Origin of the sequence: Actimicrobium sp. CCI2.3, from assembly GCF_035019065.1 — a bacterium.
GTDB lineage: Bacteria > Pseudomonadota > Gammaproteobacteria > Burkholderiales > Burkholderiaceae_D > Actimicrobium.
Genome location: NZ_JASJWR010000026.1, coordinates 50,067 through 73,371, shown reverse-complemented (window position 1 = coordinate 73,371; position 23,305 = coordinate 50,067). Strand labels below are relative to the sequence as shown.

The following is a 23,305-nucleotide window of genomic DNA, read 5'->3' as shown; positions in this document are numbered from 1 at the left end:
TTAGTCCTTGTGCTCGCGGACACCAGCAACCAGAATGGTCAGCACACCCCAGCACATCAGTCCCAGGATGAAGGTTGCCAGGATACCCCGCAGCCGGCGTGGCTCGACCGCGATATCCGGCGTATTCGGCTCAACGATGCGTTCCAGATAAAGCTGTTTGCGCTGCGCATCATTGCGGGCTTGCTCCAGCGAGGCCAGCGCCCCGCCGAGTTGCTTCTCGGCGAAACTTCGGTCCAGGCTCAGCCGTTCGAATTCCGCTGTCTTGTTGGTCAGCGACGTGCCACCGCTACCGGCCACTTTGGCCATTTGCAACGCCATTTCGGCTTGCAAGCTTGATGCCCGTTTTTGCAAGGCGGGGATTTGGGGATTTTCCGGAGTGAAGGTACGCACCTGATCGAGCTGCGTTTTGGTGGCGATCAACTCGTCTTGCAACTTGGAAATCAGCTGCAGCTGAAGCGCCGATTGACGCTCGGGATCGAACACCGTTTGATCATTGCGATACCCGGACAGCGCCAGGCCAGCGGCTTTGGCTTTCTGTTCCGCGGTGGCCACTTCGGAGGTAGCAAAGCGGATCATGTCTTGCCGGCCACGCTCGTTGAGCTGGTTGATCAGGCTCTCGCCCATCTCCAGCAACAGCAGATTGATGCGGTGTGCGTCTTCGGCTTTGAAGGCACTGACTTTCAAGCCTGAAATGGAGGAGGCTGTGTCCAGGTCAATGACGATGTGGTTTTGGTAGTAGCGATACAGCGCCTCGTAACTACCGTCCATGCCAAATCCGTTGAATCGGCTGAACAGGTCGGTCGTGCTGTTGCCGAATGCTTTTGCAAGCGGAAGCTGTGCGTTGATTTTGGCAAGGGCGTCGCGCGAGCGCATGAATTCATGCACGGTGTAGGTATCGTCCTGCGAACGGGAAAATCCTGCGCCCTTGAGTAGCGCTCCCAGTCCGGTGACAGCCTGGCGTTCGGGACTACGCACGACGAATCGTGATTCGGAAATGTAGACATCCGACGCAATCAGACCGAAGTAGAGGGTCGCCAATAACGTTGGTAACGTTACCGTCAGCAGAAACAACCGGTCCAGCTTGGCCACTCTTCTTTTGAAAGTTTGGGACCACGTATCGCTGGAGGCTTTTAACTCCAAAGCTGATTGCATTTCCAAAGGGTGCATTCCTAATGTGATGCTTTTACAATTTCGAAAAAAGCAGTTTGATGCGTACGTTCAACACTGATTTCGTCGATGCCAGAATTACGGTTCCAGCTGCTAACGCCCCGAAAAACGTTCCCCTCCCGCAACCACAAGCGTCCGCGCCTTCCTCTGCTCGCCTTGGCTACCTGCAATGCCGAGGCGGTCATGACGGGTGCATTGTTTGCGCCTGTGTTCCAAGATGATCAAACCCGCCTGCTCTCCGAGAGATAACCCCTCCCCCTGCGTTTGCCTTTCAGTTTTCCTAAGCCAAGCCCTGAAAATCACCACATATATTGTTAAAATTGTTATCAGTAAATTTATCGTTGCATATGGTAGCACTATTAAAGGTTGTTATTTCAAGTAAAAAAAAATAATTCAATACGAAAAATGCACAATTTATCTTAGCAATTTCATATGTGGTTGGTTAGATAAGTGACGACATGGTACCTCAATAAATTGTGATTTAGAGAAACTTATCGATACGGACAGGCATCGAAACGAAGACTCTTGTCGAGAAAAACCATTGGTTGAGGAGACCGGCACGATAAGCACTGCAAACCTGCCGGGTTGGGTGAACGCGTGTCTCCAGGGCGAGCAAGTGCTGCGGCAAACATTGCGAAACGAGAGTGTTATTGCTTCAGTGAATTACTTGGCTGGTGCAAGGAGCGATTCTCAAGTTACCTTGATACCGGCACCGCAGGGCAAGGCCCGCAGCTGTTTGCCAGTGAGATCGTGACGGCTGATCAAGCAGACCGCCAGAGTTTGTTGTTTTCAGAAAAACCGCGATGGTCTTTCCTTCGACTCGACGGCGGCGAGGCGCTGCACGACCCTTGAAATCAGCCTCGCAGTGGTGTTGCCAGACTATCTGTCACGACTTACAACCGAAAATAGTCCTACTCGTTAGCAACGCCGTTTTGAGCTCATGATCATTGCGACCTACCGGCAACTCATGCTCATATTTATCGCGGCTGGACGGGAGACTAGAGGTGGTGGCAGGAAGGTGCGCTCATTCGTTGTTGCCAAGGGCAACAAAACGGAGGTTTGTTTAATGACAGACGCCATCCATCATTTCGGGCATGGCTGTTCCGGTATCAACGCGGCCACTGTCGATGGCGTCAGTCCCACATCCTTGCCAGGCAGCGCGAAGATAGGTAATCCAATCTGGCCGACTCGTGGCACTCGTACCAGAGCACGCGCTGTTTCTACTCCGTCATCTTCCAGCAGGGCGACTGCACGCTGTGTGGCTAGCTGCCGTTTAGCAAGTCAAGGTTCTAATTATCGGCAAAGACAAAGCCAATGAGCATCACATGACTCCCTTGATGACAGGAGTGAAATCGGACCACTGCTCAATACGGAAGGCGCGGATGTCACGCACGGAAGGAGGAAACCAGGCTTGCAATTTGAGCGACTGTATTGCGACGAATAGTTGCGCCATGTTTTCGTCGTCAGTGACATACAAACTGCCTTGAACGCGACGGAATCCAAACTTCGCCAGCGTGGCACCAATTTCGGCTTACGCCTGCGATACTCCCTTGGGATGATGTTGCTCGGTATCGGCCACCACCAGATCAAATGCGATCGCGTACATCAGGCGACTTTGGGGTCGTCGAGGACATGGGTATAACGGTATTCGACCTCTTCGCTCGTTTCAAGCAGGCGTACACGCATCATCCAATCGCCGTCGGCGAGTTGCCGTACAGCGTCGATCACCTGATAGGCTGGTCCGAACACGCCAAAAGTCTTAAAAACACCGAGTAATTTTGGCGATGGGAAAGATGGGCTGGTTTTCATAGGCGAACCTGTAAAAAACTGGTGAGATAAAAGTATAAATTAAGCTTGTATCTCGTACGGAATCTCTCTGTGAGGTTGACGACATTTTTAGGCCGTTTACCATGCTGCCAGCGGTGATACTACAAACTTCCGTTTTATTGCCCTCCGCAACAGCCAATAATAAGCATCGTCGAATCACTACATCTCACGTTTCGTTCAGTCGCAATTAATCTGGACTCAAAACGGCGCTAATTGAGAGCATGACGAGTTTCGGCTGCAAGCCGCGACACCTGTCGATGCCGTCAATCCACCCTGAAAAACCCCCTCCAGAAAATCATGCTACCGCCATCGGCAAGCGCAGCACAAACATCGCCCCGTCCCCTTCCGTGCTGATCACTTCCAGAGTCCCGCCATGCGCCTCCGCCAGTTGCCGGGCGATGTACAAACCCAGTCCGAGGCCCTCGCGCACGGTGTTCGTGCCGAGCCGCTCGAACGGCGCAAAGATGCGCTGCTGGTGCGCCAGGGCAATACCGCCACCGTGATCGCGCACGGTGACGATGGCATGGCCGGACTCGGCGGTCAAGGCTACTTCGACCGGCTTGCGGGCACCGTAGCGCAATGCGTTGGTCAGCAAATTGATGATGATTTGCTCGACCCGGAAATCATCCCAGCTACCGCAAAGGCTTTCGGACGCGTCCAGCGACATCCGACAGCCGGCGACCTCCGCCTGCGGCTCCAGGTCGCTGACCACTTGCTGCAGCAACGTCGACAAGTCAAACTCCGTGGCCCGGATCGACAGCTTGCCGCTGCGAATGCGCGAGACATCGACCATGTCGTGAATCAGCCGGATCATGCTTTTGATCTGCCGCCCGTCGCGCGCGACCATGCGCCGCAACTGGTCCGGTGCAAAGGCGTCGAGGTTGTCGCGATCAAGATGCATGCCGCGTAACTGCGTTTCGAGCAGCAAGGTGTTGAGTGGTGTGCGCAATTCGTGCGCGACCATCGACATGAAATCATCGCGCAGTTGCAGCGCGTGGCGCAGTTCGTCTTTCGTGGCCTGCAGTTCACGCTGGCTTTTTTCGAGCGCGGCGACCTGACGCGCCATGTCGTTTTGCTGCCGGCGCATCGCGACAAACACGTTGACCTTGCTTTGCACGGCGGCGATGTCGAGCGGCTTGTACAAAAAATCGACCGCACCGGTTTCATATCCCTTGAACGCGTGATTGAGTTCCTTGCCGGCGGCGCTGACAAAGACGATAGGAATCGTGCGGGTGCGCTCGGTGCCACGCATCAGTTCGGCCAGCTCGAAGCCGTCCATCCCCGGCATCATCACGTCGAGGATGGCGAGGGCGAATTCATGTTCGAGCAACAGCGCCAGCGCGGCTTCGCCGGTACGCGCCTGATAGACGAGGCGATCTTCCTGCTCGATGATTTTCGAGAGCGCCAGCAAGTTTTCGGGCAGGTCATCGACGATCAGCAATTTGATGCGGGCGGGTTCCTCCACCGGGACTGCAACCGGGTCGGCAACCGGGTCGGCAACCCCTCCAGCAAGTGGTTCAAGCATCAGGCATTCTCCAATGCGCTCTTGCGGTAAATCCGCTCATTCCTGACGAGCGGGTCAAACAGATTGGCGTGGCCGGAAAAATCGATACTCTCCTTGCTGCCAAGACCAAGAAATCCGCGATGGCAAAGCGACTCGTGGAACAAGCCGAGCGCGCGCTCCTGCAATTGCCGGTTGAAATAGATCATCACGTTGCGACAGCAGATCAGGTGCGTCTCCGAAAACACGCTGTCGGTCGCCAGACTGTGATCGGAAAAGCTGACCCGTTCCAGCAGGGCCCGGTCGAACAGCGCTGACTCATACGCCGCAGTATAGTAATCAGACAGATTGGCACGCCCGCCTGCCTGACGGTAGCTCTGCGCATAGTGGTCCATCCGGTCAAGCGGATACACGCCCTTGCGGGCCCGATCCAGCGAGTGCGGATTGATGTCGGTGGCATACAGAATGCAGCGCTCGAGCAAGCCTTCTTCGTGCAGCAGGATGGCCATTGACACCACTTCTTCGCCGGTACTGCAACCGGCGATCCAGATCTTCAGCGAGGGATAGGTTTTCAGGAACGGAACGACCTGCTCGCGCAACGCCAGAAAATACGATGGATCGCGAAACATCTCGCTGGTCGGGATCGTCAGATATTGCAGCAACCGGGCAAACGCCTCTTCATCATGCAGCACGCGGGACTGCAATTCGGACACCGTCCGGCAATCCATCTGCACCATGGCATGCAGCACGCGACGCGCCTGCGAGGCTTCCGAGTAATCGCGGAAGTCGTAGCTGTAGCGCAAATAGATGGCTTCGATCAGCAGGCGCATTTCGATGTCGCCGGTCGACAGCGCCGTTATCACAACCGCTCCATGCTCGGCAGCCAGACCCGTAACAGCGAGTACAAGCGATCCAGATCAACCGGCTTGGCGAGGTAGTCCGAGGCGCCGGCGCTGAGGCAGCGCGCCTGATCATCTTTCATCGCCTTGGCGGTGATCGCAATGATCGGCAGATTGCGAAAACGGGAATCCGCGCGAATGTGGCGGGTGGCTTCGAGGCCGTCCATACCGGGCATCATCACATCCATCAGGATCAGGTCAACATCGGCAATCGCATCAAGCTGGCTGAGTGCCTCGAAGCCGTTGCGTGCAACCACCACCGTCAGGCCCTGATGTTCGAGCGCGCTGGTCATCGAAAAAATATTACGCACATCATCATCGACCAGCAGGACGCGGCGGCCCTCGAACACGCGGTCGCGGTTGCGTGCCGCCTTGAGCATGCCCTGGCGCTCCAGCGACAGTTTGGATTCGACCTTGTGCAGGAACAGCGTGACTTCGTCGAGCAGGCGTTCGGGCGAGCGTGCGCCCTTGATGATGATCGAGCGCGAATACTTTTGCAGATCGGTTTCTTCGTCGCGCGTGAGGTTGCGCCCGGTGTAGACAATCACCGGCGGAAACGCACTGACCAGATCGGTGCCCATGCGTTGCAGCAGTTCTTGGCCCTGCATGTCGGGCAGCGACAGGTCGATGATCATGCAATCGTAGGTCACGCTGTGCAGCAGCGCCATCGCTTCTTCGCCGGAGGCCACGGCGGTGATCTCGACATCCTCGTCGCCGATCAGGTGCATCACACTTTCGCGCTGACGCACATCGTCTTCCACCAGCAATACGCGCTTGGTGGTCCGGGTGGTTTGCCCCTCGATTTGCGCGAAGATCTGCTCGAGTCGCGCCCGCGTGGCCGGCTTGGTCACGTAACCGGCCGCACCCTGCTGCAGCGCGGTGCGCGCCCGGTCGGAACCGGAAATAATGTGGACCGGAATGTGCCGGGTCGCCGGATCTGCTTTCAGGCATTGCAGCACTGCCATGCCGGAACCATCGGGCAAGCCGAGGTCGAGCAGGACCGCATCGGGCAGGTAGTTACCCGCCATCGCCAGGCCTTCGGTGGCACCGTGCGTGACCAGACACTGGTAGTGCATGTCGTGCGCCACGTCAAACAGGATACGGGCAAAGACGGCATCATCCTCGATCACCAGCAAGGTCCGGCCGTCGCTGAACAAATGCTGGCGGTCATCGCTAAACATCGCTGCCGGCACAGGCCAGCCGCTGTCCGATACCTCGGCAAGCACACTCGATGCGTGCGTGACGACTGGCGCAATGACCGACGCATTCACCGACGCCGCGTCCGGTACCGCCGTGGCGATGGCCGGCAACACCAGCGTAAACAGGCTGCCTTCGCCAACCACGCTGGTCAGCGTGATCGCCCCACCCAGCAAGGCCGCCAGATCGCGCGAGATCGACAACCCCAGTCCGGTGCCGCCGTAGCGCCGGCTGGTGGTGCCGTCGGCTTGCCGGAACGCTTCGAAAATGCCTTCCTGCTGGTCGGTGGCAATGCCGATACCGGAGTCGCTGACTCGGAAAGCAATCATGCCATCGGCCTGCTGTTCGACGAACAGCGCGACCTGCCCGCGCTCGGTGAACTTGACCGCGTTCGACAGCAGGTTCTTGAGAATTTGCTCGAGGCGCTGGCGATCGGTAAAGATGCTGACCGGGGCATCGTCGGCGAGCCGGGCAGAAAACGTCAGCTTCTTGTCCTGAGTCAACGGGTCAAACGTCATCCGCAACGACACCATCAGCTGCTCCAGCGGAATCACGTCGGGTACCAGTTCGAGCATGCCTGCTTCGACTTTGGAGATATCAAGAATGTCGTTGATCAGCACCAGCAAGTCGTTACCGGCCGAATAAATCGTTTCGGCAAAACGAATCTGCTCGTCATTGAGATTGCCGTGCCGGTTATCAGCCAGCAGCTTGGCCAGGATCAGGGAACTGTTGAGCGGCGTGCGCAACTCGTGCGACATGTTGGCCAGGAACTCGGACTTGTAATTGCTGGCGCGCTGCAGTTCGCGGGCGCGCTCTTCCAGCTCGGATTGCACGATACCGAGGTCGGTATTTTTCTGGTCCAGCGCGACGGCCTGCAGCGCCAGCTGATGGTTGCTCTGCTCCAGTTCGGCCTTCTGGTTTTCGAGGATGGATTGGCTCACTTCGAGTGCGTGCGACTGTTCTTCCAGTTCCTCATTGGATGCGCGCAACTCTTCCTGCTGCGCCTGCATTTCTTCATTGAGCTCCTGCGTCTCGGCCAGTACGTCCTGCAAGCGGGCACGAACCAGCACGGCTTGTAACGCACTGCCGATATTGGCCGCTAATAACTCCAGCAACTCGCTATCGCGTTCGGCTGGTGCCTGCAAAAAGCCCAGTTCGAGTACGCCGTTGACATGGCCGTCGTGCGTCAGCGGCAGCAACAGCAGATGGCGTGGCGGCATCTGGCCTAGCCCGGTGCGGACGTTGAGGTAGGTCTCGGGCAGATCATGGAGATGCAGCAAACGGCGACCGAGGGCGGCCTGACCGACCAGGCCTTCGCCCGCCTCGAGCGTCTGGTCGCGCTGTTCATCGTCCTTGCTCAGGCCATAGCTGGCAACACGCAGCATGGCCCCGTCGGTTTGCTGCACGTACAGTGCCGCGACACTGACGTGAATGGTCCCGGCCAGAAAATCGAGGACGCTGCGACCCAATTGCGGCATCGTCATCTGACCCAGGTTCTGGCTGACCAGCCGGCTTTGTCCGGTGCGCTGCCAAGCCTGGCACTCCAGTAGCACCGCATGCTGCTGATGTTCCAGCAAGGTCGTGCCATACACGCCCGACAAGCGCATCAGGTCGCGCCGCCCGAAGAACGCCAGCAAGCCGGTCATTGACAGGATCAGGATCAGATACAGCACGACCACGTTAATCGTGGCATCACGCGCACTGTCCGTGCGCTCACGGCGCAAGCGCTGTTCGACCTCCAGGAAAGCATTGATTTCGGTACGGATCCGGTCGAACTGCAATTTGCCGCGACCGGTGCGCAACAGCGCGGCAGCATCACCGTTCTGGCGACGCAACATGATCGCTTCCTGAGCAAAGACATCCCAGTCGGTCTGCAGCTTTCCGATCATGCCAAGGCGCGCGACCTGCGTCGGATTGTCACTCACCTGCAGCGTCAGGGCGTCCGTATCCACCTTGATTTTCGGACGCGCGGTTTGGTAGGACGACAGGAAGTCTTCATCGCCAGACACCACGAAACCCCGCATGCCCGACTCCATGTCAGCTGCCAGCTTGCTAATTTCATTGGCATTACCGATGACCTGCTCGGAATGCTCGACCGACTTGAGTTCGGCCAGCAGATAAAAAATCAGCAAGACGAAAATCAGCGCACTGAGCCCCCCTCCTACCAGCGGCAAAGTAATGTTGCGCGCGAGGATACGACGAAAACTGGTGTGATCCAAAGCAGAGGCGTCTGGCATGTCATTCCTGAAGTGAGGATGCGCAGTCTAACGTACAAAAAGGTACTCATGGGAAAACAAGATTTTACTATTGGTATTTAAATTGACTGTCCAAAAGTTGCCTTTACCGGCAAAGACCAGCCTTGTCACAGCGGTGTGGCGAACGCTCCGAAATGCAGCGCAAGCCGGCTCTCGAAATGGCGCGGCAAACCCGACAGCGGATCAATGAATTCCAGTGATTTCGCCAGCAATTGCAATGGCCGGCTGTAATCCGGCGGTGTGCCGGGCGGCAGTTCGGGCGCATGGTGCGGATAAATCTGGTCATTGAGGATGGGCAGTCCGAGCCCGTCCATCTGCACGCGCAACTGATGGCGCTGACCGGTTAGCGGATGCAGCGCATAGCGTGCCAGCGCGCCCTGCACTTCGAGCAATTCGATGCGTGTTTCGGCATTGGGCTCGCCGTCGACTTCGCACATTTTCATGAAGTGCGCGGCATCGACCAGCCGACTGCGTACCTGCATCGGGAACTGCAGTTCGGGCCGCCACGGCGCAATTGCTTCGTAATGCTTGGTCACGGCGCGCTCGCGGAACAGCCCCTGATACAGCGCACGGGTCGCCGGCTGTATCGTGAACAGGACCAGGCCGGCGGTTTCGCGGTCGATCCGGTGCATCGGTGCCAGTGTCGCGATACCGAGCTTGCGCTTGAGGCGCACCAGCAGCGTTTGCTGCAGGTAGCGCCCGGCTGGTGTCACCGGCAGAAAGTGCGGCTTGTCGACGACGATGAGCGTGTCATCACGAAACAGCACGACTTCGTCGAACGGGATCACCGCTTCGGTGGGCAGGCTGCGAAAATAAAATACCTTGGTATGGGCGCGATACGGTGCCTGCGCCGCGAGCGCTGCACCACTGGCATCGAGCACGTCGCCTTGTTCCATGCGGCGTTGCCACGCAGCGCGTCCGACCGCCGGGAACTGCACTTCCAGAAAATCCAGCAGCAAGCTCCACGGACCGGGCGGCAAGGCCACCGCGCTGGCCCCCACGCCATCGCGCTCGGGCGGGGTCATGCCGGTGTGCGTCACGAACCGGACTGGTCGAGGCGGCGGGCGCGCTGCAAGCGCCATGCGCCATCGGGCTCGCCGTCGTAGACGTCCTCGAGCGTGGTGCCGGTTTCGTTGAGGCGGGTGTCGAGCGCAATGCGGTTATCGAACACGAAGCATTCGCCTTGCCAGTCTTTTTCAGCGTCGGGCATGGTCTGGAAATAATTCAGGATGCCGCCTTCGAGCTGGTAAATTTCAATGCCCATGTCGTGCATCCAGGCGCTGGTTTTTTCGCAGCGGATGCCGCCGGTGCAGTACATCGCGACCCGTTTGCCGGCGGCTTGCCAGGCTGGCGCGTTGGCTTCGATGTACTTGGGGAAATCGCGGAAATTGGCCACCAGCGGATCGACCGCATTGTTGAATCTGCCGAGCCGGTATTCAAAGCTGTTGCGGTTGTCGATCACCACCACATCCTCGGCGGCGATCAGCTCGCGCCATGCGTGCGGACTGACGCTGATGCCGGTCGGACGCACCGCATCGACACCGGGCACGCCCATAAACACGATCTCGCTTTTGCGATGAATCTTGAGGCGACCGAACGGTGGTGTCGTGCAAGCGCTGCGCTTGAAGGCCATGCTGCAAAAGCGCGGGTCGGCAGTCAGCGCCGCTTCAAAGGCATCGAGGTCGGCAGCCGTTCCGGCCAGCACGCCATTGATGCCTTCTTCAGCCACCAGCACGCTGCCCAGCAGCGCGTGCGTGAGCGAGCGCAACTGCAGCACGACGGCGTCCGGATCGTCGAGCACGACGAATTGATAGAAAGCGCTGTGCCAGAGTGCGGCGGCTGAATCAGGGGAATCGGGAACAAGGGAAGTCATGGCCGAATTGTCGCAGATTGCGCTGTACACGACCAGATCAGGCCGGGATACCGGCTTGCGCCAGCGCCACCGCGAGTGAGCCCGCTGGCAATTTTTTTTCACGCAGCGCAATGCAGGCCAACTGACCGGGCAACGCCCTGGTCCAGGGTTCAGGCACTTCGCCACACAGTGCGATGCGCGATGGGGCGGGCACACCCAGTCGTGCCGATTCGATGCAGGCGCGGGCGGCCAGCCAGTCCGGATTTTTCATGTCGTCCTGATGCAGTAACTGCTGCATGACTCCCTGCATTTTTCCGGAGGTGCGACTCACCAGCAGGATCCTGCTGTCGTGCACGATGCCGAACCAGTCACCCCTTTTTAACTCGCCCTGCCAGCGCTTCCACGCCACCAGGCAGTGCGGCACCGGCACCACGCCGCGCAAGCGATAGCGCGCCACCGTGTCGAGCAACATCGCCTGCAGCACGGCCGGGATGGCCACCGCCAGACAAGGCTGGCCGGCACTGGCTTGCCAGATCCAGCCTCCCGTCCCGGCTGCGGTGCCGCACGACCCGGCCATCTGCGCTGCCGAGCGCACGATGCCGATCCGGCACCAGTCATCCGACAACACCAGCGTGGCCCGGGCACCGGCGCAACCGGCCTGGTCGAGCGCAATGTGGAGCTGGCTTCTCAGCATGGCTGCCGGATCGGCTCCGGCTGGCCAGTCACGTTCGATGGCCACGCCGACATGATGGCCGAAGCGGTCTCGCTGCACCAGTGCCAGACCAGTTGGCGAACAGCCGATGTGCCAGCGCGGACCGAACAGGTCAAGCATGTTGCGACGTGCTTGTGACGCCAACCATTACCGCTCTCCCGGCATGCCGATACCGAAGCCTTGCACGCCATCGATTTTCAGGGTGGCCAGCATGGTCCGTTCGGCGTCTGTTTCGACCGATTCGGCAATGACTTGCAGGTCCAGGCCGTGGGCAATCTTGCAGATCGCTTCGACCAGGAACTGGTTATCGCGCTGCGTGTCGATGCAGCGGATGAAGCTGCCGTCGATCTTCAGGTAATCGAGTTTGAGCGTCGCCAGATAGCCGAAAGAGGCAAAGCCACGTCCGAAATGATCGATACCGAACTGACTGCCGTGACGGTGCACGAGATTGACCAGTGCGCGCAGTGCATCGAGGTTCTCCAGTGCGCCGTATTCCGGCACCTCGAAGGCGATACGTCTGGCGGCGACCGGATCAGCCTGCAAGGCAGCATCGAGCCAGGCTACAAAGCCGGTGTCCTGCAGCGTCGCCGGGAACAGGTTGACTGCGATGCGGTTCTCGCCATAGCGCTGCTGTTGCAAGCGCAGCAGTACTTCGGCCACTACCAGCCGGTCGATCTGCTGGATCAGTCCAAGCCGCTTGGCCATCGGTACGAAGACCGCCGCCGGGATCAGCTGGCCATCCTCGCCAGTGACCCGCAACAAGGTTTCGTAATGCAGCACCGCCTGCTCGCCGGTATTGCGCAATACCGGCTGCAGATGCAGGACGATGTTCTTGTCTGTGATCACGTCGCGCAGGAATGTGCTCCAGCGCGTCGCTGGCCAGGCCACGACAGCCGCGCCACGGCTGGCGTGGACATGCAAGGCATTGGGTCCCTTGTTTTGCGCAGCGCGCAGCGCGGTGTCGGCTTCGGACAGAAACTGACTGGCGCTCTGATGCCGGTAAAACGCCATGCCGACATGTCCGACGTCCGCGCTATCGGCCAGACCACGCTGCTGCAATTGTGCCAGTGCCGCCGCCAGCCGTTCGCCGAACGCGATCGCTTCGGGTTCGCTGACATGCGACACCACCAGCGCAAAACTGGCACCGGCCAGATGGGCGACGAAACAGTCGATACCCGCTTCGGCCTGCACGACTTCGTCAATGACGGCCACCGCCCCGCGTAGCAACTCGTCGCCTGCGGTATAGCCGCGCCGTTCGTTGAATGACTTGAACTCTTTGAGTTCGACCAGCAGCAAGGCGCCGGAATGGAATTCCTCGTCCGAGGCCAGCATTTGCTGGAGCTGCATGTCGAAATAGCGCCGGTTGGCCAGCCCGGTCAGCGCATCGCGATAACTGTCGGTGCGCAGGCGCTCCATGGCGTCGGCCTGATCGTCGAACATCGCCTTGATCTTGCGCGTCATGCGATTCATGGCGACGACAACGTTGCGCAATTCGAGCGTCCACGGCAGTTTGTCCTGCACCGGATATTCGCGGTCGCAGATGGCGCGGGCTTGCGCTTCGACCAGATGCAAAGGACGCAGGATCAGGCGCAGCGCGACCATCGCCAGCAATGACGTGAGTATCAGGGTGGCGAAGAACCACCAGAATGATTTGACGCTGCTGATCCACAACGTCGCATAAGCCGCTGCCGGATTGGCGGCCACGGTGATGGTACCGGCCTGCTGCCAGCCGGACATGATCAGTGCCTGGCCGCGCGGGGTCTCGATCGGAAACAGCCGCACGAACCAGGCCGGCACATCCGGCACCTGCGCCATGGCCAGACGCTGCACCAGGACCTTGCCATCGAGACCGGCGACCGTCACTTCGCGGTAATAGCCGCTATCGAAGATCAGGCTGACTTTGCTATCGACCAGAATCATGTCGGCGTCGGCAAAATCCTGCGACAGGCTCAGACCCAGCGAGGTCGCCGTGTCCTGCGAAATCGTCTTGAGCTGGTTGTCGAGATAGGTCCGCGTATCCGAGACGCTGATGGCGACGGTGCCGGCAAACAGCAGGACGAACAGCGCAATGATCACGGCGGTAAGTTGTCGCAGGAGAGTCATGATTTCCTTGGGAGTAGGTGCAATGGACGCATCAGTCGAATTCCTTACCCATGCGCGCGATCAGCCCGCGCCACAGGCTGATATTGCCGGAGCCGCCTTTGACGGCTTTGCCGTCGCCGCGCGCCTTGGCCAGCCACAGGCCATCGCCGTTGAAGCTGTACACCGGGGTCAGGTCGGGCCGTTGCGACGCCGGCTTGATCTCGGGAATCAGGTTGTCCAGCACCAGCGGCATCGCCCCCGGCGTGGCGTAATACGTCAGCACCATGTGCGCCTGACTGACGGGATTGATGTCACGCGCCTTGACATAGGTGATGCGCAATTTATCGATCGACACGCCCAGCGCGACCAGCGAAAAATACTTGGCAATCGAAAAATCCTCGCAATCACCACCATTGCTGGCCAGCATTTCGGTCGGCGTCGCCCAGTAGTCTTCCCGGCCCCAGTGCTCCAGATCGGAAACGAACGGTATCGTGTTGAAGAAATCATTGACCAGCCTGAGTTTGTCGGCTTCGAGACGGCCATGCGCACTGCCCACCAGTTGCTGCCAGGCGGCCAGCCGCTCGCGCGCGCCTGCCCCGTACTTGAGTTCGGCAGCGGCCAGCACACGCGCCGGCAAGACGATGTCCGACTCGACCGACCGGACGCTGGCAATGCCCATGCACAGCGCGGCCAGCAGTAACAGCAACTGCAGGCTCTGACAGGCAAGCTGGCCGAGTCGGCTTGTAACCGGAACCGGATCAGGCATAACGCAGGACCGCCAGGTTCCGAAGAAACAAACCGGCAAGATACCCGCGCGGCATCAAAGGCGTTCTCCTCCCTGTCACCATCATCGTGGATGCGCCGCGTAACTGCATCAACCTGCCCTGTCATAAGAAACGCGCTGTTCCGGCTCCGGAACGGCGCTTGCGGCCAGTCCGGAATTAGTTCTTTGCGGTGGGATTCGATATCGAAGTCGCCAGCATACTCTCCGGACGCTTTGCGACATCCAATGCAGTGAGCAATTGGCCCATGTCGGCCAGCACGCGGTACCTGGCAAAGACTTCCAGGTACTGTCCGTTGACGTAATTCGAGGCCGCCGTGAAGGTTTCGTTTTCCGAATCCAGCATGTCGAGCAAGGTCCGCTGGCCGATACTGAATTGCTTGGTATAGGCGTCGCGGGTCAGTGCGCTGGATTCGGCATGCTGACGCAGCGATGGCATCCGCAGTTGTGCCGATGTCAGCGCATTCCAGGACAGACGCGTGCTCTGGTCGACCTGACGATAGGTGCGATTCATGATCTCGCGTGCTTCACCGGACAAGGCGACAGTTTCATTGACACGCGCCGTATCCGAGCCGCCGTTGAACAGATTCCAGCGCAGGCGAAACATCGCGAAACGGGAGTCGTTGCGACCCGGCAGGCCATCGATATCGTGGTTGATCGTGGTCCCGAGTTGCAGATCGAGGCGCGGTGACATGGTTGACTTGGCACCGACGATCTGTGCATTGGCGGCATCGAAGTCGGCCCGGGCTGACTTGAGTGTCGGGTGATTGTCGATCGCCGCTGTCAGTGCCGCTTCCAGTGACGCGGGGATCAGACTGGCCGGCGGCCCGTCGACCTTGTCGAGGTTGGCAGGAGCGCTCCCGACGACCCGCAGGAAGTTGATTTCGGCGTCACGCAGATTGGCTTCGGAAGAGGTCAGGTTGGCATTGGCCAGTCCCTGCCGCGCACTGATCTGCTCGAGATCGGCCTTGCGCCCGACACCGCTGTCACTGCGAATCTTGATCTGATCGTACGTGCGCAAGTGGACCTGGGCATTGGCGGTGGTCAGCACGACCAGATCGCGGTTGCGCAGCACTTCCAGATACGCTTCGATGACGCGCAAGGCGGTTTGCTCGGCCGTACCGCTGAGCTTGTTGGCGGACGACGCGACCCGTGCCTGATTGCGATCGACTTCGCTTTGCACCTGGTTGCCGTCAAACAGCATCTGGTTCAAGGTGAGCGAGGCTTCATTGCGGGTCAGCAGCGAGGTGCCACCGTTAAAGCGGGTCGACGGGTTGTCGCTCCACTCGCGCCCCATGCCGACCCCGAGGTCGACCTTGGGCAAAAAGCCACCTTTTGCCGCCTTGAGTGCTTCATCGGTCGACAAACGCCGGTTGGCATCGGCCAGCACATCGGGATTGGTTTGCAACGCCTGTTCGACAGCTGCCTTCAATGACTGACCAGACGCCGGACCGATGAAAAGAAAACCGGCAGCAATGACGGTCACTGAAAATGAATTACGCGCACGAGCAGACATGAGAAGCTCCCTTTCCAAAATAGTGAAAACTACGGGGGAATCGGCATTGAATTGTCAATTCGACATTGAATATAGCAGAAGTTATTTTCAATGGACATGACACAGGTATAGATGACGCACATCTTGTCTAAATTTAGCTCCCGAATGAAACAGGAGGCCGTTAATGCATGGCTCCCTTGAGAGTGAACATTTTCCATGAGAATGGAAAACTAAAAGTGTTAAATTTCTCACCACTAGTCCGGCTGCTGCGACAAGCTGCAATCAGCTTGAAGCGCCATCCGGCACGATCAACCCGAGCAGGCTATTGAGGTCGGGACCACACGCCAGCGTGCCGACGTCGAACAACTGGTGGTGATCGGCCCCTTCGAGCATGACGCGCACGTGCATGCTGCCGGGATTGTCATGATGCTCGAACAGGACGAATCCGCCAGTGACGGACAAACCGGAACTGCCACTATCGAGCAAGTCAGCCAATTGCAGCGACTCCGACCCCACTGATGGCGCGGCAACCGGCACCGATACCACCCCGGAGTGCGGCATCGGTACATTGGCACCGGCGATCAGGTCAGCGTGCCGCAGCGTGTTGCCCTCGCCTTCGGAGGGGCTGACCGAATCAGGCTGCATGGATCTGGCCATGGTCGAGCAAGGTGTTGAGCGTCAGGCCGGGACCAACCCCATCGAGCGTGGCCAGCGGCAGCGGCGAGGCACCTGCCGTGCCGCCCGCATCAAACTGGATCGATGTGACACCGCCGGTGCTGGTCACCTGCAGGAAGTTGGCTTCATGACCGGCAAATGCCGACTGGCTGATGCCATGCCCGGACAGCAAGTCGCTGATATCGAGCACATCACCGGTTGTCGATGCCGTGCCCACCTTGAAATCGAGGATGTGGTCGCCGCCCGCGCCGGCGGCCAGGTCACCGCTCCGGTAGACAAAGGTGTTGGTGCCCAGGCTACCGCTGAGGATATCGTCGCCAGGGCCACCATTGATGATGTCGTTGGCCGTGGTGCCGTGGATGATGTCGACTCCCGCCGTGCCGGTGAAGGTGGTGGGACCATAGCTCAGCGCGAAATCATGGGTAGCGGTCGCAACACCGCCGGAGGTCGTACTTTCCGTCGCGGTCAGCTGCAACTCTCCGACATACTTTTCCGGCGCAGTGACCGCGATCGTGTTGAGATTCCAGTTCGCCGTACTGGCGTGATCGGGATTAAAAATCTCGACGGTCTGCCCGATGGCCGTGGTGACAAATGTGTGGCCGGCCGTCCCGTCGGTCACGGTGGACCCGACCGGCATCCCGCTCAGGCGGATCATATGACTGGCACCCTGATCGGTCACATCCCCGAAAACGCTGGTGAAGGGCTGCAGCAACGCGGCATGATCCTGGTAGGCACTGGCCGTTTGCGTCAGCCGGATATTGTCGATCAGCCCGCCCACGGTATCGACCTTGCCATCGAGCGCACGGAATTCGACGAGGTCGCTGCCGCCGCTACCCGCAAACGAAAAGGTATGGTGCGCGGTTGCAAAACTACTGCCCCCCGGCATCACACCGATGACCGTGCCGTTGACCAGCATCTGCAGCGTGCTGTTGTCGCCCGCTGCGCCGGCGGTGTCGCGCGTCGAGAAATCGACCTCGACCTGATACACGGTGCCCTTGTGGGTCTCAAATGATTGTTGCAGTGAATTGATGCCTGCAGCCGATTCGACTTCCAGCACCCGGTTGGTCGTCGACGGACCGCCATAGACCGATTCCGGATTGATCTCTACTGTCCCGGTGGTCCCGGTCACCGTGTTGTGGGCGACCCAGCCGCCAGCGCTGCCATTGTTGAAATCGGTGAACGACGACAGGACCGCCGGTTCGGCCCCCGCCTGCATCCCCACCTGCGTCACCATCGCGGCCAACACCACCGGCGGCAGCGGATCAATGAACAGCGAGACCAGGACGCGACTACCCAGCGTGATGCCATCACTTGGTTGATAGGTGAAGCTGTCACCGCCGCTATAGCCGGGCTCCGGGACATAGTTGAACGAGCCATTCGCATTGAGCGTCAACGTTCCATGCAAGGCCGTGCGCAGTAGCACGGCCGTCAGTGCCGTGGAATCGACGTCGGTATCGTTGGTCAGTACTCCGTTGGCCGCCGACACCGACAGCGTGCCGTTCTGGATCACACCGTACTGCTCCTTGGTTCCGACCGGCGTGGCATTGACGTCGATGGTCACGGTGGCGATATTGCTGTTGGCGACACCATCATTGGCCTGATACGTGAAACTGTCAGGACCGTGGTAACCCGCAGTGGGCGTATAGGTGAACGTGCCATCCGTGCTGAGGGCAACAACACCATGTTGTGCCTGAGCGACCAGCCTCGCAGTGAGCGCATTGCCGTCGACATCGGTGTCGTTGACGAGTACCGACGTGCCAGCCAGTGGCAAATTTTGTCCTGTACTAAAACGATCATTGACCGCAACCGGCGCATCGTTGACCGGATTGACTGTCACGGTCACGATAGCCGAACTGACATTGCCGTTCGCATCGGTCAGGTTATAGCTAAAGCTGTCCGGTCCGTTGTAATTGGCGACCGGCGTGTAGGTGTACGTTCCGTCCGGATTGAACGCCACCTCGCCGTGACTGGCAACGGCATTGATGGCCCAGACATTGCCGCCGGCTGACCCGGGCGTATCGTTGGTGGCCACCGAGCCGCTGACTGCCGTATCTTCGTTGGTTGTGATGACATCATTTACGGTAATCGGCGGTGTTACGGGTGGAATCTCGGGCGGTGTTACGGGTGGAATCTCAGGCGGTGTCACTGGTGGCGTCACCGGTGGCGTCACTGGTGGCGTCACTGGTGGCGTCTCAGGCGGTATTACAGCCGCTGCCACCACTGGCAGCAAGCCGCCGTTCACCAGCGGGACAGGCGGCGCGACAAAGCCGCCAGCCGTATCGAAGCCACTCGTCACATTGCCCCGTGCAGCAAGCTGGTCCACGACCACGAAGCTGCTACCACCTTCATCGGCCGCGCCCGCACCAGCTGCCGGCGCTGGCACCAGCGTGGTCGGGTCGGCACCGGCGGCAATGGCGGCCTGAATCGCCGCAATATCGTTTTGCTCGGTCGCGGCCTGGCGCGGATCAAAAACGCTATCGTCCAGCGCGATCCGGGCATCACGCCCGAGATCGACATGGGTGTTGTTAATGAACGCGATATCCACTGCGCCGTCTGCGGAAGTCTGGATCACGTCATTGGCGCTGACCTGATCGCCTTCATGCAAAACACGCTGGACGCCGCCCTGATCGGTTGCAGTAACTTCACCCACCACCAGCTTGACGGTGCCGATGGTGCCGACCTTATTCCCGGCAGGAACGGTTTTGACGGAGGTGTTTGCTGAAGTGGCCATGATGATCCCCGAAAAGAAAACGACGTTAATTAATTGCCATCATCGTAACGAACTGCAGCGGCAACGCTATTGGACCAAAGTACTACGCCTGACCAAACGGACCGGCATCGCCATGCTGCGAAAAAATGCGTCCCGGGTTGACGGATAAGCGCATCAGCCTATAATTCCATCCACACAGATGGCGTATGGAATCCATTTAGATGCCAATCCCAAGAAATGACTCATAAGGAACACCGCATGCGTAAGCCCGGCACCCTTGCCAAAGCGATCCCGAAAATCGCCGAAAGCTAAAAAATCACGATCAACCTTGGCCTGATTGATCTGGGCCAGATCGATCTGCTCGTGCAGGAAGGGTTTTATTCGAACCGTACCGACCTGATTCGCACCGCCATCCGCAACCAGCTCGGCACGCATGCCGACATCGTCCGGCAAACCGTCGCCCGCAAGAGCATGGTGCTCGGCCTGCATCATTTTTCCCGCAGCGATCTGGAAGCCGCACAGCTGGCCGGCCAGAAACTGCAGATCCAGATCCTCGGACTGGCCAGCATCGCCAGCGATGTCAGTGCCGAACTGGCACTCGCCGTGATCGAATCGATCGTCGTACTGGGTGCGCTGCATGCCAGCGAGGAAGTCAAGCGCGCTCTGGCTGACCGTATCCACTGATATTTTCACCTCGTATTCACCCCTCTTTCAGAGAAGGATATCCATGAAACTGAACAACGACATGCAAGAACTACTGCGCAAAGCCAGTCGCCTGCTGCAGTCGGGCCCGAAAGGAATCGCTGCCAACCTGATCCAGCGCGTGCTGCAACGCAGCTTGCCCGGTGCAGCATCGATGCCCGAACGTCCGGCCATGAAGGACATCAATCCGCCTCCGGCAGGCCGGGAATTGCCGCCGACGCCGAAGGTGGCCACGCCACCGGACATCCCGGCCTTCGTGGCCGACCTGCTGCAGCGCTTTGGCGTGCAGCAACCGGCGGCCACCCCGACACCGGCAACCGACGAGCGCGGTCAGTTCCTGGCAGGCACGCTAAGCAATGCCGCGGGCACCCGTCAGTACAAGTTGTATGTCCCCGCTGCCTACACCGGACAGGCATTGCCGCTGGTGGTGATGCTGCACGGCTGTACGCAAAACCCGGACGACTTTGCCGCCGGCACCGAAATGAATGCGCAAGCCGAACGCACACCCTGCTTCGTGCTGTATCCGGCACAGGCTAAATCGGCCAACGGCTCGCAATGCTGGAACTGGTTCAATGCCGTCGACCAGCAGCGCGAACAAGGCGAGCCGTCGATCATCGCCGACATGACACGCAAAATCATGGCCGATTACAAGGTACTGCCAAAGCAGGTTTATGTCGCAGGACTATCGGCCGGCGGAGCGATGGCCGCCATCATGGGCAACACGTATCCGGAACTGTATGCTGCGGTCGGCATCCATTCCGGCCTGCCGTACGCCGCCGCCACCGACCTGATGTCGGCGATGCAGGCGATGCGCAGCGGCATGAACGAAACCCGCTCCGCGCAATCGCTGCCCAGCGGGTCGCGGCCCATCATCGTGTTCCACGGCGACCGCGACAAGACCGTCCATCCGCGCAACGGCGAGCAACTGATCGAACAGCATGTCCGCAGCGAGGACCCGTCGACCACTGAAAACGGCCGCGTACCGGATGGGTATACCTATACTCGCACGCAACACCAGAAGCGCGACGGCTCGCCGCTGGCCGAGCAATGGCTGATCCATGGTGCCGGTCATGCCTGGTCGGGTGGCAGCAGCAAAGGGACCTATACCGATGCGCGCGGTCCGCACGCGACGCGCGAAATGATGCGATTCTTCGCTACGCAACAAGGCTGACTGCAGCCATCAACCCACAAGGAATCCCATGATCCACGAAATGCGCACCTACCATTGCGCGCCAGGCAGACTGCCGGCGCTGAACCATCGCTTCCAGACCATCACGCTTGGTTTCTGGGAAAAATACGGTATTCGTCAAGTTGGCTTCTGGACCACCCTGGTCGGCCAGAGCAACCAGACGCTAACCTACATGCTGCAATGGGACAGCCTGGCCGAACGCGAAACCAAGTGGAATGCCTTCGCCAGCGATCCCGACTGGCTGGCCCAGCGCGCCGCCACCGAAGCCGAAGCGATCATCGTTGAGCGGATCGAGAACCAGTTTCTGGTACCGACGGCTTACTCGGCATTGCGCTGACGTCTCCGCCCGCACGTTTCAGTGCAATTTGATACGCGGCACCGTCTTGCCGCGCAGCCATTGCGCCAGCATGTCCACGATCATCCGCAGGGGTCCAAGCAGCGCCATCCGGTGCGAGCGATACAGCGCTGCATAGAGCAGACGCGCCACCAAACCTTCGACCAGCAAGGTTTTACCGGTTAGCTTGCCCATCAGATTCCCGACCGCACTGAAACGTCCAAGCGACACCAGCGACCCGTGATCGAGAAAGCGAAACGCCGGTAGCGGCTTGCCGTCAAGCTGCAAGCGCAGTGCATTGACCAGAAACGTGGCTTGCTGGTGCGCTGCTTGCGCACGCGGCGGCACCGTGGTGTTTTTTTCCGGCCACTGGCAACTGGCGCAATCCCCCATCGCAAAAATCGCCGGATCGATTTCGGTCTGCAGGCTCGATCGCACCGGCACCTGACCCAGCCGATTGACCGGCAGTCCGAGCTCGCCAAGGATGGCTGCCACCTTGATCCCTGCGGACCAAACGATCAAGTCGGCCGGCAAGGACTTGCCGCTGGCAGTGAGCACCGCACGCGCCTCGACCTTGACGACCGCTTCGCCAGTCAGCACGGTCACGTTCAATTGCTCCAGCAACTTGGTTGTCTGCAGCGCGACGCGCTCCGGTAACGGCGCAAGAATGCGCGGCCCGGCTTCGACCAGGGTCAGGTGGATATCACGCTGGCCATCCAGATGATGCAGCCCGTAGGCACCGAAGACCTCGGCGGTATTGCGCAACTCGGCGGCCAGTTCGACCCCGGTGGCACCGGCACCGACGATGACGACGTCAACCCGTGACGCCGCGCCGGGTGTGCTCGCGTTGGTATTTTGCGCGCGCATGCAGGCCGAAATCAGACGACGCCGGAATTGCTCGGCCTGGCTCAGCGCATCGAGTGCCATCGCATGTTCGGCGGCACCCTCCACGCCAAAGAAATTGGTCGTGCTGCCGATCGCCAGTACCAGCGTGTCGTAGGCCAGCGTGCGCGCCGGCAGTACCTCAACACCGTCTTCGTCGATGAGCGCCGCGACGCTCAGCTGCTTGGCAGCGCGGTCAAGACCACGCAATTCGCCCTGCTGGAATTCGAAATGATGCCAGCGCGCCTGAGCGACATAATCGACCTGATGGGTATTGGCATCCATACTGCCGGCAGCAACTTCATGCAACAACGGTTTCCAGAGATGCGACGGCGAACGGTCAACCAGCACGATCTCGGCCCGCCCGGTTTTGCCGAGTCGCTGTCCCAGCCGCGTCACTAGCTCCAGCCCGCCGGCACCGCCACCGACGACGACGATGCGCGGCACGCCGGCAGCCCGTTTGGAAGGTGCAGGAGCAATCGCTTGCAGCGTTATCGGAGCAGTCATTGGCAGGCCTTATAAAAAAATGGAACCGCATGATGCCATGACGCGCACAAACGCCACCCTTGTCCTCATTCTTGAACGATCACGGGTGCGCGAGGTATTGCGGAGCGCCGGCTAGTTAACTGCGGGTGTCTGGCGCGATACCCAGCAGAGCCAGCATCGGATTGGGTGATCCGTCCCGACGGTTGCTATCGGGATTGGCCGGATCCCATTGCGGATTATTCTGATTGTCGAGCGCACCGATCACCAGCATGGTGGCCAGATCGAGGCGGGATTTGATGTTGGCTTCGCGCTGACGTGCCGTCGCCGTCAAGGCAAGCACGGTCATCGCTTTGGGTATCTGTGGCGTCGGAGGTAGCGCTGCGTGGTCGGCAATTTCAGATGCCAGGAACGCATCCATTTCGCGGACAGCCTGCAGGAAGGCGACACTGGCACGCGCACGCAGCGCCGCGAGCTTGCTGTCGTGCGGTGAATTTTCTTCCAGTGCCATCAGGGCAGCGCTCAGATCATTGTCAGATGCTTGTGTCATGTGTACCTCGCC

Annotated in this window: 19 protein-coding genes; 4 read left to right on the top strand and 15 right to left on the bottom strand. The window is 59.6% G+C overall.

Going from position 1 to position 23,305, the window contains the following annotated elements; genetic code table 11:
- The 13 genes from QN370_RS15020 to QN370_RS14960 all read right to left on the bottom strand — a co-directional run bounded on the left by QN370_RS15020 (position 1) and on the right by QN370_RS14960 (position 19,174).
- Positions 1-1,152 (bottom strand): hypothetical protein, encoded by a 1,152-nt coding sequence (locus QN370_RS15020; RefSeq protein WP_322126661.1) that lies wholly within the window; start codon positions 1,150-1,152, stop codon positions 1-3.
- 1,620 nt (positions 1,153-2,772) lie between these two features.
- Positions 2,773-2,976, bottom strand: coding sequence for a DUF5397 family protein (locus tag QN370_RS15015; RefSeq protein WP_322126660.1), 204 nt, complete (start codon positions 2,974-2,976; stop codon positions 2,773-2,775).
- 313 nt (positions 2,977-3,289) lie between these two features.
- Positions 3,290-4,519, bottom strand: a complete 1,230-nt coding sequence (locus tag QN370_RS15010; RefSeq protein ID WP_322126659.1) for a hybrid sensor histidine kinase/response regulator — start codon at positions 4,517-4,519, stop codon at positions 3,290-3,292.
- Positions 4,519-5,325: a CheR family methyltransferase gene (locus QN370_RS15005; RefSeq protein WP_322127222.1), complete on the bottom strand. Its 807-nt coding sequence runs from the start codon at positions 5,323-5,325 to the stop codon at positions 4,519-4,521. The genes QN370_RS15010 and QN370_RS15005 overlap by 1 nt, the downstream gene beginning before the upstream one ends.
- Positions 5,326-5,354: 29 nt before the next feature.
- Positions 5,355-8,828 (bottom strand): response regulator, encoded by a 3,474-nt coding sequence (locus tag QN370_RS15000; RefSeq protein ID WP_322126658.1) that lies wholly within the window; start codon positions 8,826-8,828, stop codon positions 5,355-5,357.
- Between the two features lie 125 nt (positions 8,829-8,953).
- Positions 8,954-9,871: a pseudouridine synthase gene (locus QN370_RS14995; RefSeq protein WP_322126657.1), complete on the bottom strand. Its 918-nt coding sequence runs from the start codon at positions 9,869-9,871 to the stop codon at positions 8,954-8,956.
- 11 nt (positions 9,872-9,882) lie between these two features.
- Positions 9,883-10,719: a rhodanese-related sulfurtransferase gene (locus QN370_RS14990; RefSeq protein ID WP_322126656.1), complete on the bottom strand. Its 837-nt coding sequence runs from the start codon at positions 10,717-10,719 to the stop codon at positions 9,883-9,885.
- 37 nt (positions 10,720-10,756) lie between these two features.
- Positions 10,757-11,530, bottom strand: coding sequence for a hypothetical protein (locus QN370_RS14985; RefSeq protein WP_322126655.1), 774 nt, complete (start codon positions 11,528-11,530; stop codon positions 10,757-10,759).
- 27 nt (positions 11,531-11,557) lie between these two features.
- A complete protein-coding gene (locus QN370_RS14980; protein WP_322126654.1) occupies positions 11,558-13,513 on the bottom strand; it encodes an EAL domain-containing protein in 1,956 nt (651 codons plus the stop codon).
- Between the two features lie 31 nt (positions 13,514-13,544).
- On the bottom strand, positions 13,545-14,258 hold the full coding sequence (locus tag QN370_RS14975; RefSeq protein ID WP_322126653.1) for a transglutaminase-like cysteine peptidase: 714 nt from the start codon (positions 14,256-14,258) through the stop codon (positions 13,545-13,547).
- 175 nt (positions 14,259-14,433) lie between these two features.
- A complete protein-coding gene (locus QN370_RS14970; protein ID WP_322126652.1) occupies positions 14,434-15,789 on the bottom strand; it encodes a TolC family outer membrane protein in 1,356 nt (451 codons plus the stop codon).
- Between the two features lie 261 nt (positions 15,790-16,050).
- Positions 16,051-16,413 (bottom strand): hypothetical protein, encoded by a 363-nt coding sequence (locus tag QN370_RS14965; RefSeq protein WP_322126651.1) that lies wholly within the window; start codon positions 16,411-16,413, stop codon positions 16,051-16,053.
- Positions 16,403-19,174 carry a retention module-containing protein gene (locus QN370_RS14960; protein ID WP_322126650.1) on the bottom strand — a complete coding sequence of 924 codons (2,772 nt, stop codon included), beginning with the start codon at positions 19,172-19,174 and terminating at the stop codon, positions 16,403-16,405. The genes QN370_RS14965 and QN370_RS14960 overlap by 11 nt, the downstream gene beginning before the upstream one ends.
- Between QN370_RS14960 and QN370_RS14955 the strand changes: the two genes are divergently transcribed.
- The 4 genes from QN370_RS14955 to QN370_RS14940 all read left to right on the top strand — a co-directional run bounded on the left by QN370_RS14955 (position 19,173) and on the right by QN370_RS14940 (position 21,381).
- Entirely contained in the window at positions 19,173-19,322 is a 150-nt protein-coding gene (locus tag QN370_RS14955; RefSeq protein ID WP_322126649.1) for a hypothetical protein, read from the top strand. The genes QN370_RS14960 and QN370_RS14955 overlap by 2 nt on opposite strands.
- Positions 19,323-19,468: 146 nt before the next feature.
- Complete coding sequence (locus QN370_RS14950; protein WP_322127221.1) at positions 19,469-19,837, top strand: CopG family transcriptional regulator; 369 nt, start codon at positions 19,469-19,471, stop codon at positions 19,835-19,837.
- A gap of 43 nt (positions 19,838-19,880) precedes the next feature.
- Positions 19,881-21,026 (top strand): PHB depolymerase family esterase, encoded by a 1,146-nt coding sequence (locus tag QN370_RS14945; protein ID WP_322126648.1) that lies wholly within the window; start codon positions 19,881-19,883, stop codon positions 21,024-21,026.
- Between the two features lie 28 nt (positions 21,027-21,054).
- Positions 21,055-21,381 carry an NIPSNAP family protein gene (locus tag QN370_RS14940; protein WP_322126647.1) on the top strand — a complete coding sequence of 109 codons (327 nt, stop codon included), beginning with the start codon at positions 21,055-21,057 and terminating at the stop codon, positions 21,379-21,381.
- A gap of 18 nt (positions 21,382-21,399) precedes the next feature.
- Here the strand turns inward: QN370_RS14940 and QN370_RS14935 are convergent, their stop codons facing one another.
- Positions 21,400-22,767, bottom strand: a complete 1,368-nt coding sequence (locus QN370_RS14935; protein ID WP_322126646.1) for an NAD(P)/FAD-dependent oxidoreductase — start codon at positions 22,765-22,767, stop codon at positions 21,400-21,402.
- Positions 22,768-22,882: 115 nt separating this feature from the next.
- Positions 22,883-23,293 (bottom strand): hypothetical protein, encoded by a 411-nt coding sequence (locus tag QN370_RS14930; RefSeq protein WP_322126645.1) that lies wholly within the window; start codon positions 23,291-23,293, stop codon positions 22,883-22,885.
- Between the last annotated feature and the right edge of the window lie 12 nt (positions 23,294-23,305).

Excerpts from the sequence above, each read along its gene's own strand:
- QN370_RS15005 (WP_322127222.1), bottom strand. The coding sequence starts at position 5,325 with ATGCGCCTGCTGATCGAAGCCATCTATTTGCGCTACAGCTACGACTTC.
- QN370_RS15000 (WP_322126658.1), bottom strand. The coding sequence starts at position 8,828 with ATGCCAGACGCCTCTGCTTTGGATCACACCAGTTTTCGTCGTATCCTC.
- QN370_RS14945 (WP_322126648.1), top strand. The coding sequence starts at position 19,881 with ATGAAACTGAACAACGACATGCAAGAACTACTGCGCAAAGCCAGTCGC.
- QN370_RS15015 (WP_322126660.1), bottom strand. The coding sequence starts at position 2,976 with ATGAAAACCAGCCCATCTTTCCCATCGCCAAAATTACTCGGTGTTTTT.
- QN370_RS14955 (WP_322126649.1), top strand. The coding sequence starts at position 19,173 with ATGATGATCCCCGAAAAGAAAACGACGTTAATTAATTGCCATCATCGT.
- QN370_RS14935 (WP_322126646.1), bottom strand. The coding sequence starts at position 22,767 with ATGACTGCTCCGATAACGCTGCAAGCGATTGCTCCTGCACCTTCCAAA.
- QN370_RS14970 (WP_322126652.1), bottom strand. The coding sequence starts at position 15,789 with ATGTCTGCTCGTGCGCGTAATTCATTTTCAGTGACCGTCATTGCTGCC.
- QN370_RS14960 (WP_322126650.1), bottom strand. The coding sequence starts at position 19,174 with ATGGCCACTTCAGCAAACACCTCCGTCAAAACCGTTCCTGCCGGGAAT.
- QN370_RS14940 (WP_322126647.1), top strand. The coding sequence starts at position 21,055 with ATGATCCACGAAATGCGCACCTACCATTGCGCGCCAGGCAGACTGCCG.
- QN370_RS14995 (WP_322126657.1), bottom strand. The coding sequence starts at position 9,871 with ATGACCCCGCCCGAGCGCGATGGCGTGGGGGCCAGCGCGGTGGCCTTG.
- QN370_RS14965 (WP_322126651.1), bottom strand. The coding sequence starts at position 16,413 with ATGCAGCCTGATTCGGTCAGCCCCTCCGAAGGCGAGGGCAACACGCTG.
- QN370_RS14990 (WP_322126656.1), bottom strand. The coding sequence starts at position 10,719 with ATGACTTCCCTTGTTCCCGATTCCCCTGATTCAGCCGCCGCACTCTGG.
- QN370_RS14980 (WP_322126654.1), bottom strand. The coding sequence starts at position 13,513 with ATGACTCTCCTGCGACAACTTACCGCCGTGATCATTGCGCTGTTCGTC.
- QN370_RS14930 (WP_322126645.1), bottom strand. The coding sequence starts at position 23,293 with ATGACACAAGCATCTGACAATGATCTGAGCGCTGCCCTGATGGCACTG.
- QN370_RS15020 (WP_322126661.1), bottom strand. The coding sequence starts at position 1,152 with ATGCAATCAGCTTTGGAGTTAAAAGCCTCCAGCGATACGTGGTCCCAA.
- QN370_RS14975 (WP_322126653.1), bottom strand. The coding sequence starts at position 14,258 with ATGCCTGATCCGGTTCCGGTTACAAGCCGACTCGGCCAGCTTGCCTGT.
- QN370_RS15010 (WP_322126659.1), bottom strand. The coding sequence starts at position 4,519 with ATGCTTGAACCACTTGCTGGAGGGGTTGCCGACCCGGTTGCCGACCCG.
- QN370_RS14985 (WP_322126655.1), bottom strand. The coding sequence starts at position 11,530 with ATGCTTGACCTGTTCGGTCCGCGCTGGCACATCGGCTGTTCGCCAACT.